Here is a 13,143-nt window from a genome sequence, read left to right as displayed (position 1 = left end):
TTTTCGTAAGTTCGGTAACAAGCTGACTTTAATTTATTCTTTTGTGCAAAAACCTATTCCTTTTAAAAAATTCACCTTTTCCAACCTGTATTTATGAAACCCTTTTTACTTTTTCTTCTATGGGGAGTAAGCCTTTCGTCGGCTTTTGCTCAAAAACTAAAACCTGGTTTTGATGGCGACGAGTACCGGGAAATGATTCAATTATTTCATCAACAAGTAGATACCGCCAAAACTGACATTATTCCCAAGCCCATCCGTTACGAACGTTTATACCGCAGCCCTGAATCGGAATTAAAGAATCTTTGGGAGTTATGGAAGCGAACGGATGGCGTTGGTGTAATCTGTATTCGTGGAACTGTTCAGGAAACCCCTAGCTGGCTGGAGAATTTCTACGCCGCCATGATTCCGGCTACGGGCGAACTGAAACTGGGTAACGATAGGGTTTTTCGATATCAATTAGCTCAAAACCCCAGGGCAATGGTTCACGTTGGCTGGACAATCGGGCTGTCGGATCTAGCTCCGACCATCGTTGAAAAAATTCAGGAGTTATACAAAACGGGTACCCGCGAATTTCTAATCATGGGACACAGTCAGGGCGGTGCTTTAGCGTACTTAACACGTGCGTATCTGGCCGATTTAGTTAATCGCAAAGAAATACCTCAGGATATTCGCTTCAAGACCTATTGCAGTGCAGCTCCTAAACCGGGTAATTTATACTTCGCCTATGATTATGAGTTTTTGACTCGCGATGGGTGGAGTTACACCGTTTTAAATGCTTCGGACTGGGTTCCGGAAACGCCTTTTTCCATTCAGACGCTTTCAGATTTCAATAAGGTTAACCCTTTCGAAAGTATTAGGCCTACTTTAAAAAAACAGCCTTTCATTGCCCGTATCGTACTGAGCCGGATTTTTAATCGGATGGATCGGGCCACGCGAATTGCGGAAAAACGTTTTCGTAAGAATTTAGGAAAGATGATGTATTCGCAAATCAAGAAATACAAAAAGGACTTGCCTCAACCGGATTATGAAAAGGGCAATAACTACATGCGGGCAGGTTCGCCAATTATTTTACAGCCTAACGATGCTTATCGGCAACAGTATCCCGATAGCTCTAAAAATATATTTATTCACCATTTGCTGGTTCCGTATTATAGCCTGAGCCAGACGTATTATCCGGGAAAATAACCACAGATCCTAGAGACGCGACTTCATCGCGGCTGGCTAGGAAATGAAAATCTCTCACCATGGCTGGTGTCCTCACCAGCCATGGCGGAAGAAAATAAGGCAAGGGTAACAAAATTTACCTCTTACCCAGCCGCGATAACGTCGCGTCTCTACAGAGATCATCGCACTATTCTATTATAAAACATGAACGGCCTAGTAAGATTACCAAGCCGTTCCTATTATTCTTCATTCAGGATATAAAACTCATACCGCAGTGGATCGAATGTATCCAGCAACTGGGTGATGAATTTAGGATTGGCCAGATAGAAATTCAGGAAGTTATCGGTGCGTTCCTGCAAGCCGCCACCGGGGAATAGGTGGGCCTTCAGTTCGCTTAAATGACGCATATCCGTTTCCTGATTTTGAGCTTCGGAGGCAAAAATTCGTCGATCCAGTCGATCGGACCAATTTTTGAGCTTCTGTTCTTCGGCTTTGATATGCCCGTCCAGCGTTGGATTAACCACCAAAGCTTTCTTCCGAATGCCTTCCATCGCCGCTAAAATTTGCTGGGTTTCAGGAGTAATGTCGAGCGAATACGCGGCGTGTTTTTCTACGTACTGCCTCCGTAATACTGCTTCGTTCTCAAATAAATCGCCAAGCTCCAATTCCAGATTAGTAATGCGTCGCTGCGTCGCCGGACTAATAACCATCGCAAAATTACGAGGCATCAGAATCGGGAAGGGAATGTGGTAGTGATCGAAAACGGGTTTGAGTTGTAACCAGTACGCCAGCTCGCCCGGCCCGCCCAGGTAAGCCAGGTTAGGCAGAATCACCTCCTGATACACCGGACGCAGAATGACATTCGGACTAAAAACTTCAGGGCTTTCCTCCAGCATTCTTCGTACTTCCGCTTCCGAAAAAGCAAGATTGGTTTCATTCACACTAACGCCGTTTTCTTCAGGAATCAGCCGTTCACGCAGGCCATTTTCCAGATAGAAAAAGTTAATTTCACGCGGTGTTACCTGCTGTTTATACCCCAGTTGCTCCAGTTTTTCGGAAGCTTCCTGTACGAGCGTAAATGCCGTATGATTGAAAATATCATCTTCAATAACTGGACGAAATTCGGCTTTCAGAGCCTGATCGTCCGCATCCAGCGAAATCAATCCCTCGGCACCGAATAATTCGTGGATGTAATACCGAACGGCATCTGCCAATGTTTCGTGTTGTAGATATGCCTGCTCAAAGAGTGGCAATCGTTCGGGAATTTCTTTTAGTAAAGTGGCTAACTCCTTCGGGTTCATCCGGCCCACCGCTCCTTTTTGCTCGGTATGCCAGGTATAGGTTTTGCCCGAAAGGCGAAAATGATTGATTTCCTCAAAATCATGATCTTCCGTAGCCATCCAATAGACGGGAACGAAGGTATATTCCGGGAATTCCTGCTTGAGCCGTTTCGCCAGATTAATTGCCGTTACTAACTTAAAAATTACGTAGAGCGGACCCGTGAAAATATTAAGCTGATGGCCTGAAGTTACCGTAAAGGTTTTGTCATTGAGTAAAACGCTAAAGTCGGGTTTATTCTCAATGGTTGCATATTGTTTTTCGAGGACAGAAACGAGCGTTTTTCGCTTCTCAACATCGAATTTTTTCTGCTCAATTTGCTTTCTAAATCCTTCTAAATCAGGAAACTCTCCATAAAAAGGTTTCAGTTTTTCCTGACCAGAAATAAACTCTTGAAAAAGCGAAGAAAACTGCCGCGTGTGGGCTAAAGAGATACAGCTAACCTGCATAATACCGGGATTTCGAGCCCGAAGTTCGTAAAACGGGACTGGCAAACAAACTGTATCAGGTCTGGCTTAGTTCAAAAAGTTTTCAGGTTGGTGCTTTTCATACATTTCACCCCCGTTCGTAAAGATGCGATTCATCGCCTCTAAGCTTCACTAATTCACTTGTTCACGTTTAAACGAGTATTATTCGCACCCAGACGCGACTCATCGTGTCTCTACGAAAAAAGGATTGAAAGCTGACTTTCAATCCTTTTTTCTGTTATTAACTAGCATTGCTTTTACACTAACTCTCCGTATAAATCAAATTCTTCCGCAGAAGTAATACGCACCTGAGCGAAATCACCCTGACTTACGTATTGAGTAGCGGGAATTAATACTTCATTATCTACTTCAGGAGAATCGAATTCCGTACGACCGATGAAGTAACCGCCTTCTTTTCGATCAAACAATACTTTGTAGGTATTGCCTATTTTGGCTTGATTCAACTCCAGAGAAATGCCCTGTTGCAATTCCATAATGTCGTCGGCCCGTTGCTGTTTTTCTTCGGCTGGGATAGTGTCTTCCATCGTGGCCGAATGCGTCGAATCTTCGTGTGAATACTGGAACACCCCCAAACGATCAAAGCGGGAGCTTTCTACGAAACGGTAGGTCTCTTCGAATAACTCTTCTGTTTCGCCGGGGTGACCGACGATTAACGTCGTTCGCAAAGCGATACCGGGGACTTTATCACGAATGGAATGAATGAGTTCTTCCGTTTTTTCACGAGTAATGCCACGACGCATGACTTTCAGCAATTCTGTCGAACCCGTTTGCAGAGGCATATCCAGATACTTACAGATATTTGGCTTAGCGTTCATTACATCCAGCACGTCCATTGGAAAACCGGAAGGATACGCATATTGCAGACGAATCCAGTCGATGCCTTCTACGTCCGAAATGCGATCCATTAACTCTGCCAGATTCCGTTTTTTGTAAATATCCAGTCCGTAATACGTCAAATCCTGAGCAATAAGAATCAGCTCTTTCGTGCCGCGACGAGCCAGGGAACGCACTTCCGTTTCCAGATCTTCAATCGTCCGGGACACGTGCTTACCCCGCATTAACGGAATCGCACAGAAACTACAGGGACGATCGCAACCTTCAGCGATTTTCAGATAAGCATAATGAGCAGGCGTAGTCAACAGGCGTTCCCCGACCAATTCATGCTTGTAATCCGCCTTTAAGGTTTTAAGCAAGCGAGGCATCTCGTTACTTCCAAACCAGGCGTCAACTTCTGGAATTTCAAGCTCCAGTTCATCTTTATAGCGGTGCGACAAACAGCCCGTTACGTATACTTTCTCGACGATACCTTCGGCTTTTGCGTCTACGTAGCGGAGGATGGTATCGATGGATTCCTGCTTGGCGTTATCAATAAAGCCACAGGTATTAATCACCACAATTTGCGAATCGTCCTTCTCTGACTCGTGAGCGACGTTATACCCGTTGCCTTTGAGCTGGGTAAAAAGGTTCTCCGAATCTACCAGGTTTTTAGAACAACCCAGCGTCACGATATTGACTTTATTCTTGCGTAATGTTTTGGTTTTCATTGACTAGTAAGACAAGAGACCCAACGGCTCGTCGAGGGGTTCTGCTTCTTTAATGGTCTAAAATGCGGCTGCGTAGTTAATCTCAAACTGCACCGGTGTATACTTTCCGGCTTCAACCGTAATGGGATACACATTACCGTCGCCGTCCGAGATGTTTGCCCAGAGTCCCCGATGTTCTTTGGTGAAGATGGAATACGTTCCGGGAGCCAGTTTCACTTTGAATTTGCCCTGGCGATTGGTAACTACTTTTGCTACCCGTTTGGTTCGGATGCGTTGGTAAAAACCATCCAGTTGCTCAGTCTGGCTCTGTGGTGTTAATTCATAAATCCAGACTTCCCGCTTAATACCTTTCGCAGCTTTTATGGGCCGATCGGGCGAGGGCATTTGATTACCTGATTTCCAGGTTACCTGACCCACTATTCCCGAAGTAAGCGACGTTTTCTGGGCTTCACTTTGAAAAACGAGGCACAAAAGTACGGATAAAATCGTTAACATTCTCATATACAGAAAGATAAAAAGCGGACACCATTCGATATCCGCTTGTCGGGTTTGAAGTTTTGGGTTTAGTATTTTGAGTTAGTTCTAATTATAACACAACAACCCTATCGGGGTTAAATTTCATAATAGCCCCAGGTGGATCACCCGGGGAGGGATTTTATTGTCCGCATCCGCAACCCTCCATTGCACACGGGGCTACTTATATTTAACCCCAATGGGATTGTTTTATTTCGTAATCACTCAGGTCTATTAACTCGGTCAGGGTTTTATTCCACACCTAACCCTGCATTTCATACGGGGCTACCCATATTTAACCCCGATGGGGTTATTTTATTGGATATTTCTAAGTCTAGTCTCCAAATAACGCTAAACACAAAACCCCAAACTCACCACTTACTTCAAAATATCCGCAGCCAGTTCGGGCAGGTTCAGTCCGTCGAACGTACCGGAGGACATGAGTAATAAATTAGCGTTATTCCATTCCTGAGCCAATAAAAACTCCCGTAGTTTCTGATTGTCCGTAAACACTTTCAGATTAGGGTTACCAAAGGTTTCGGTAATATCTTCTGGCGAAATGGGCGTTAATTTCTTCTGCTCAATGGTGTGCGGGCTGTAATAAACCGCGGCCACATCGGGCGTATTGAATTTACCTTTATACTGAGGCAGGAAATATTTATTGAGGCTGCTGAACGTATGTAATTCCACAACGGCTACCAGCTTGCGTTCAGGGAATTGATTTTTCACCGCTTTAGCCGTCGCTTCCAGTTTAGAGGGAGCATGAGCGAAATCACGGAAAATTGCCGTTGATTCATTTTCACCCGCCCGCTCCAAACGATTGGCCGCTCCGGTAAAAGACTGAATCGCTTCGTAGAACATAAAGTCTTCGATACCGATTTTCTCGAGTACCGTTTTGGCTCCGTTCAGGTTCTTCATATTGTGCCCACCAAAAATCTTCAGCGGCACTTCTTCACCATTCGGTTTTAACAAGTAAGTCACTCCTTCACGAATCACATGGGGGTGTTCAGTGTATCCGAAAGGTTGTACATCCGCCCGTTCTTTCTTGGAAATCACGGACACCACATCGTCAGTATCGTCGTAGATTAGCATTCCACCTTTGGGCGAGCTTTCGGCTAATAATTCAAACTGATGTACGTAAGCCTCAAATTCGGGGTAGACATTAATATGATCCCAGGCAATACCCGAAATCAGGGTAATGTGGGGATGATAATGCAGGAATTTAGGCTGACGATCGATAGGTGAAGAGAAATATTCATCGCCTTCAATCACGATCAGCGGAGCGTCATCCGATAATTTCACCATCGTGTCAAAACCAGCGACGCGGGCTCCAACGAGGTAATCAAATTTCCGGTTGAAATATTTCAGAACGTGCAGGATGATGGCTGTAGTCGTGGTTTTACCATGACTTCCTGCAATGACTACGCGTTGTTTATTACGACTTTGTTCAAAGACAAATTCAGGATAGGAGAATACCCGAATGCCTAATTCCTGAGCTTTCAGTAGCTCCGGGTTATCCGCCCGGGCGTGCATGCCGAGAATCACAGCGTCCAGCTCTGGCGTAATTTTTTCGGGAAACCAACCCATCTGTTCGGGCAACAGACCCGCCTGATCCAGGCGAGTTTTGGAAGGCTCATAAATTTCATCGTCTGAACCCGTTACCGTAATTCCCTTCTGGTTCAGGACGAGAGCCAGGTTGTGCATGGCTGCTCCACCGATGGCAATAAAATGTATGCGTTGAGACTTGATTATTTCGTTGGGCGAAGTCATTCAAAATCAGCTTTTAAAAAAATTAATTTTCAGGCTTTCCGTCCTCCTCACTATTAATTGAGAAAACAGAGAAAAAAAATAACCGAGCCTGCAATTATTGCAGGAGTTTTTCGGTTGCAAAGGTTATAATTTCCGTGCAAATTCGCACGCTCGTTTATGAATAGGTCAGTGGATAACTTCAGTTGTCAACAGCCTTTTCGACGAAAAACAAGTTTTTTTACGAAAATTCACCCTTAAAATGTATTTCCGTCCCAAAGGATGAAAAACTACATTGATCTCATTGAGCAAACTTTTGAATTCCCAACCCGGGAGTTCGGTGTTGACGAGAAAAACACGCTCCTCTTCAACAACGTACCCCTGATGGATATCATCCGTCAGTACGGTACCCCGCTCAAACTTACGTACTTACCCAAAATTGAAGAGCATATTGAACACGCTCGTTTGCTGTTCCGTAATGCCATGAAGAAATTCAATTACAAGGGAAGTTATACGTATTGTTATTGTACGAAGTCTTCACATTTTCAATTTATTCTCGAAGAAGTTCTGAGTAATAACTGCCACCTGGAAACTTCTTCGGCTTATGACATTGCCATTATTCGAGAATTGTATCGTCAGGAAAAACTGACTAAAAATACATTCATCATCTGTAACGGCTATAAGTTACCTCAATACCAAAAATACATTACCAACCTGATCAACGATGGGTTTAACTGTATTCCGGTACTGGATAACTTAAAGGAAATCGATTATTACATCGAGAACACCCACGCAGAAACAGTTAACCTGGCGATTCGTATTGCGACGGATGAGGAACCCAACTTCTCGTTCTACACCTCACGCTTGGGGATTCGTTATTCCGATATTATGGATTTGTTCAAGAATAAGATTGAGCCAAATCCGAAGCTGAAGTTAAAAATGCTTCACTTCTTCATTAACTCGGGTATCAAGGATAACGCTTATTACTGGTCGGAGCTGACTCGCTTTATGTTCAAATATTGCGAGATGAAGAAAGTCTGCCCTGATCTGGACTCGATTGATATCGGCGGGGGGTTACCCATCCAGACTTCGGTATTCTTCAAATACGATTATCAGGCGATGATCGACGAAATCATTGAAAACATTCAATGGATTTGTAATAAGAATAACGTTCCGGTTCCCAATATTCTCACTGAATTTGGTAGTTATACCGTCGGTGAAAGTGGTGCCGTTATTTATAAGGTAATCGACAAAAAGCAGCAGAACGACCGCGAGCTTTGGTACATGATTGACGGCAGCTTCATTACGCAGTTGCCTGATTCCTGGGGTATTGGCCAGAAATACATCATGCTGCCAGTCAATAACTGGGATCTGCCCTACGAGAAAGTAAACCTCGGCGGATTAACCTGTGACTCGCAGGATTTCTATAATACCGAAGCCCATTCGGAGGATTTATACGTACCGAGCTTTGACATTGAAAACGAAGATCAGTACATCGGTTTCTTCCATACGGGAGCGTATCAGGAGTCTCTGGGCGGTTACGGCGGTATTCAGCACTGCCTGATTCCCGCTCCGAAACATGTTATTGTCGATCTGGACGAAGAAGGGAACATCACCACTCGTCTGTTTGCTCCCCAGCAAACGCACGAAAGCATGTTACAGATTCTGGGCTATGGGCTCGAACCCAAAGAAGGAGTGAATGAGTCCGCGAATATCCAGGCTCAGGCCCAGGAAGAAGCCGCTATCAATGAGCAGGAAGCTTCTGTAGCTGAAGAACAGGAAAAATAAACGACTAGAAAGGGAATGGGTCCGAAAAAAGGACTTATTCCCTTTTTCGTTAAAAAAGTGGTAACTTGCTGAGGTATAAGAAAGAGGACACTAAAACTACTCGAAAATATTCATGAAAAAGTCTGCTTACCTGATCGCTCTTTTGGCCGTATTATCACTGGCCTCGTGTGCACGGAAAAACAATTGTCCGGCCTATGGTAACACGAGTATGGAAAGTACTAAACGCTAATTTGTTAAAACAATCTGGAACTATTTTGGATATACGCCTAAAAGTTTAGGCGTAATCGTTTGAGCTGTCCTTAGGGTTGCTTACTTTTGCGTTCCAATTTCAATAGCACCTAACAATGGCGAAGAAAAACAGCGGCTTAGAGTTCTTGGAAAGCCCCGAAGGATTAGCGGGCGAGTTCGGAAAAGCCCAGTCTTTTTTTGATAAAAATCAGAAAGTTGTATACGGCATCATTGCTGCGGCGATTATCGTTGTAGCAGGTTTCTTTGGCTACCAGGCCTGGCAGGATTCTCAAAACGCAGACGCTTCTGCGGCGTTGTTTCCGGCAGTAAACGAATTTGAAGCTGATTCTCTCAACAAAGCTCTGAAAGGAGGCCCTGGCGTTGAAGGGCTGGTTTCTATTGCCGATGAATACGGTTCTACGAAATCAGGGAAACTGGCGAACTTCTACGCTGGTGTTGCTTTATTGAAGCAGGGTAAGTTTGACGATGCCATCGAGCATTTGAAAGATTTCAGCAGCAATGATTTACTGGTGCAGGCTCGTGCCTACGCCCTGATCGGTGATGCTTATCTGGAGAAAAGAGATACTGAAAATGCAATCAGCTACTACAAAAAAGCGGTTGATTACAAACCCAATAAATTCTTTACCCCTACGTACCTGTTGAAGCTGGCTACGGCTTACGAAGTAGCCAAGCAAAACAAGGAAGCCATCGATTCGTACTCCAAGATTATTGAGGAATACCCTCAATCGGCTGAGTATGTATCTGCAAAGAAATACAAGGCCATTCTTGAAGGGCCAGCTTCCGAGTAGTTTAGGGCTTAAAGCACTAAAAATGAAAGGGATGAGGCCACACGGTCACATCCCTTTTTTTGTTTCATCGTAGTTCGTCTGTAGCTAAATCATGGCTTCTGCACTTAAAAACCTAAGCGTTTTCAGCACTGAAAACCTTCCTGATATTTCTGAAAAACACTTTGCTATCATCGTAGCAGAATGGAACAGCGAAGTTACTGGTCCCCTTTTTACCGGAGCCTACGAAACGCTGGTGAAATACGGAGCCAACGAAGAGTTCATTCACGTACGCAGCGTTCCGGGCAGTTATGAGTTAAGCTTCGGAGCAGCTCTGGCGGCTCAGGCTTCGCACATCGATGCGGTTATTTGCATTGGTTGCGTTATTCAGGGTGAAACCAAGCATAATGACTACATCAATCACGCCGTAGCTCAGGGGCTTACCAACGTAAGTTTACAGTATAATAAACCCGTAATTTTCGGGGTACTAACGCCCAACACCCAGCAGCAGGCTCTGGATCGTGCGGGTGGCATTCACGGAAACAAAGGCGACGAAGCCGCCATTACCGCCATTAAAATGTTAGGTGTTTCTTTTTAGCGTTTGAGTCTGGTTTGAAGTTTAATACCGTTTGAAAGTTTGAGAAGGCTAGGTAAATGCCCTGTACCCGTCAAACTTATTCAAACCTTCTTAAACTTTCAAACGCCCTCAAACATCTCTACATATTCAAACTTTAATCAATACTATCCTTCTCATGCAAGTCTGGAAATTTGGTGGTACTTCCGTTGGGAAACCCGAGCGGATGCACTCCATTCGAAACCTGATTACCGCCGACAGCGGCAAAAAAATTGTTGTTCTCTCCGCGTTATCCGGCTCTACGAATGCCCTGCTTGCCATGGGTGAGTTAGCGAAAGCAGGTAATGATGAAGAACTTACCCAGAAAATTGCCGAGTTACGGGCCCATTATGATGCTTTCCTACCCGAGCTGTATCAAACGTCCGAAGGACTGGCAGAAGGACAGCAAATCGTAGAGAAAGAGTTCTCGTTTATTCAGTCCGTAACCTCTATTCGTCCTTTTACACTTAAGCAGGAAAAAGAGCTCGTAGCTGAAGGAGAAATTCTGTCCACGCAGATGTTTGAAGCCTATCTGCGGGAGCAGGGAGAAAGCTCGGTCTTATTCCCCGCTCTGGACTTCATGCTGATTGATGCCGACAATGAACCCGTTCTTTCGTTCACGGAAGAAACCCTGGGTCAGATGCTGGAGCAGCACGAAGACAAGCAAATCATCATTACTCAGGGCTTCATCTGCCGGAATCCCCGCGGCGAGGTGGATAACCTCAAACGTGGCGGTTCGGACTATACTGCATCACTAATCGGTGGAGCCATTCGGGCGGAAGAAATTCAGATCTGGACGGACATCGATGGCATGCACAATAACGACCCTCGCATCGTGAAGAAAACCTTCCCGATTCGTGAGTTAACCTTCGAGGAAGCCGCTGAACTGGCGTATTTCGGAGCGAAAATTCTTCATCCCAGCACGATTACTCCCGCTAAATTACGCGGCGTACCCGTGCGTCTGAAGAATACGATGGAACCTGAAGCTTTTGGTACACTGATTGCGACGAAATCGAGCGAACGGGAAATCAAGGCTATCGCGGCCAAAGATGGTATCACTGCTATTTATATTCACTCGACGCGTATGCTGAATGCCTACGGCTTTTTGCGTCGCGTATTCGAGGTGTTTGAGAAATACAAAACACCCGTGGATATGATAACTACTTCGGAAGTATCCGTCTCGGTTACCATTGATAATCCAGAAAACCTGGAGAAAATCACGGCTGAACTGAAGCAGTTTGCCGATCTGGAAGACCACGATTACAATCAGACGATTATCTGTATTGTAGGTAATTTCTCCGCTGATAAAAAAGGCGTAGCTCTGAAAGTACTCGACGCAATGAAAAATATTCCGATTCGGATGATTTCGTACGGTGGTTCGGAGCATAACATTTCCATTTTAGTGGATGGTTCTGCCAAAAACGAAGCCTTGAATGCCTTGAATGAGCGTCTGTTCCACTACGAAGACACCATGAAAGACATTTTCACAGCTCCCTGATTTCTATAACGAGAAGCTATTTTTGAACGCGGATCTCGACTGTATCAGAAGAAATCCGCGTTCTTTTTCTATCTGACGACTCATTAGCTGGCTTTCAAAAGCCCTGATTACCCATGCTACAACTCAACTTCATCCGGGAAAATAAAGAATTAACGCTGGCCGGTTTAAAGAAGAAATACTTCAAACAACCCGAAGAGGCCATCGAACAATTGCTGACGCTGGATCAGAAACGCCGCGAAACGCAGGTCGAGCTCGACACGACGCTGGCTCAGTCTAACGCCCTGGCCAAACAAATTGGCGGCTTAATGAAAGAAGGTAAAAAAGAAGAAGCCGAGACTGCCAAAGCCGAAACCGCTTTACTGAAAAGCCGTTCCAAGGAATTGGAAGAACAGCTTCGTCAGATCGAATCTGTTTTACAGGACGAATTGGTAAAACTGCCTAACCTTCCCCACGAAAGCGTTCCAGAAGGACGTACGCCGGAGGAAAACGTAGAAATTTACCTGTGGGGCGACAAACCCACGCTGGCCGAAGACGCTCAGCCTCACTGGGAGTTAATTAAAAAATACGACATCATTGATTTTGAATTAGGTAATAAAATCACGGGTGCGGGTTTTCCGGTGTATAAAGGCAAAGCGGCTCGTCTGCAACGGGCGATGATTAACTTCTTCCTGAACGAAGCCGTAGAGGCCGGTTACATGGAAATTCAGCCCCCAATTCTGATCAATAAAGATTCTGGCTTTGGCACGGGACAATTACCCGACAAAGAAGGCCAGATGTATTACGCCAGCGAAGATGATTTATACCTGATTCCAACGGCGGAAGTTCCGGTAACGAATATTTACCGTGATGTTATCGTAGCGGATCAGGATTTACCGATTAAGCATACGGCCTATACGCCTTGTTTCCGTCGGGAAGCAGGTAGTTGGGGTGCTCACGTGCGGGGTCTGAACCGTTTGCATCAGTTTGATAAAGTAGAACTGGTTCAGATTCAGAAACCTGAAAACTCCTATCAGGCTCTAGAAGAGATGGTAGAACACGTGAAAGGGTTATTACAGAAACTGGAGTTACCCTTCCGTATCATCCGTCTGTGCGGCGGCGATATGAGCTTTACGTCTGCTTTAACGTACGATTTTGAAGTATGGTCTGCGGCTCAACAGCGGTGGCTGGAATGTAGCTCTGTTTCTAACTTCGAAAATTATCAGGCGAACCGTCTGAAGCTTCGGTATAAGGTTGATGGTAAAACCCAGTTACTGCACACGCTGAATGGCTCTGCTCTGGCTTTACCGCGTATCCTGGCGGCTTTACTGGAGAACAATCAGACGCCTGAAGGTATCAACATTCCAAAAGTGCTGGTGCCTTATTGTGGATTCGACAAAATCTAAAAGAGTAAAATTTATTCGTCCGCGATTGCGATGACGGAAGACCCGAGCACAAAAAA

At 45.0% G+C, this 13,143-nt stretch carries 10 protein-coding genes; 6 read left to right on the top strand and 4 right to left on the bottom strand.

What is annotated here, in order from left to right; genetic code table 11:
* The first annotated feature begins 93 nt into the window (after nt 1-93).
* Nucleotides 94-1,185 carry a lipase family protein gene (locus QE357_RS02070; protein ID WP_309705446.1) on the top strand — a complete coding sequence of 364 codons (1,092 nt, stop codon included), beginning with the start codon at nt 94-96 and terminating at the stop codon, nt 1,183-1,185.
* A gap of 218 nt (nt 1,186-1,403) precedes the next feature.
* On the opposite strand, the gene bshC is transcribed toward QE357_RS02070, so the two are convergent.
* The 4 genes from bshC to murC form a co-directional block, all read right to left on the bottom strand.
* Nucleotides 1,404-2,996, bottom strand: coding sequence for a bacillithiol biosynthesis cysteine-adding enzyme BshC (gene bshC / locus QE357_RS02065; protein ID WP_309705444.1), 1,593 nt, complete (start codon nt 2,994-2,996; stop codon nt 1,404-1,406).
* 230 nt (nt 2,997-3,226) lie between these two features.
* Nucleotides 3,227-4,534: a 30S ribosomal protein S12 methylthiotransferase RimO gene (gene rimO, locus QE357_RS02060; protein WP_309705442.1), complete on the bottom strand. Its 1,308-nt coding sequence runs from the start codon at nt 4,532-4,534 to the stop codon at nt 3,227-3,229.
* A 57-nt stretch (nt 4,535-4,591) separates the two neighbouring features.
* Nucleotides 4,592-5,035, bottom strand: a complete 444-nt coding sequence (locus tag QE357_RS02055; protein ID WP_309705440.1) for a carboxypeptidase regulatory-like domain-containing protein — start codon at nt 5,033-5,035, stop codon at nt 4,592-4,594.
* 390 nt (nt 5,036-5,425) lie between these two features.
* On the bottom strand, nt 5,426-6,817 hold the full coding sequence (gene murC / locus QE357_RS02050) for a UDP-N-acetylmuramate--L-alanine ligase (protein WP_106636633.1): 1,392 nt from the start codon (nt 6,815-6,817) through the stop codon (nt 5,426-5,428).
* A gap of 258 nt (nt 6,818-7,075) precedes the next feature.
* Between murC and QE357_RS02045 the strand changes: the two genes are divergently transcribed.
* From QE357_RS02045 to serS, 5 genes are all read left to right on the top strand, one after another.
* A complete protein-coding gene (locus QE357_RS02045; RefSeq protein ID WP_309705437.1) occupies nt 7,076-8,581 on the top strand; it encodes an arginine decarboxylase in 1,506 nt (501 codons plus the stop codon).
* A gap of 344 nt (nt 8,582-8,925) precedes the next feature.
* Nucleotides 8,926-9,618 carry a tetratricopeptide repeat protein gene (locus QE357_RS02040; protein ID WP_309705435.1) on the top strand — a complete coding sequence of 231 codons (693 nt, stop codon included), beginning with the start codon at nt 8,926-8,928 and terminating at the stop codon, nt 9,616-9,618.
* 91 nt (nt 9,619-9,709) lie between these two features.
* On the top strand, nt 9,710-10,192 hold the full coding sequence (gene ribH, locus QE357_RS02035) for a 6,7-dimethyl-8-ribityllumazine synthase (protein ID WP_106636630.1): 483 nt from the start codon (nt 9,710-9,712) through the stop codon (nt 10,190-10,192).
* Nucleotides 10,193-10,346: 154 nt separating this feature from the next.
* Nucleotides 10,347-11,705 carry an aspartate kinase gene (locus tag QE357_RS02030; RefSeq protein ID WP_307141829.1) on the top strand — a complete coding sequence of 453 codons (1,359 nt, stop codon included), beginning with the start codon at nt 10,347-10,349 and terminating at the stop codon, nt 11,703-11,705.
* Nucleotides 11,706-11,818: 113 nt separating this feature from the next.
* Nucleotides 11,819-13,087: a serine--tRNA ligase gene (gene serS / locus QE357_RS02025; protein ID WP_106636629.1), complete on the top strand. Its 1,269-nt coding sequence runs from the start codon at nt 11,819-11,821 to the stop codon at nt 13,085-13,087.
* The last annotated feature ends 56 nt before the right edge of the window (nt 13,088-13,143 follow it).

This window comes from Siphonobacter sp. SORGH_AS_0500, assembly GCF_031453245.1.
GTDB lineage: Bacteria > Bacteroidota > Bacteroidia > Cytophagales > Spirosomataceae > Siphonobacter.
The sequence above is the reverse complement of the archived record's forward strand: the minus strand, read 5'-3'. Positions and strand labels throughout refer to the sequence as shown.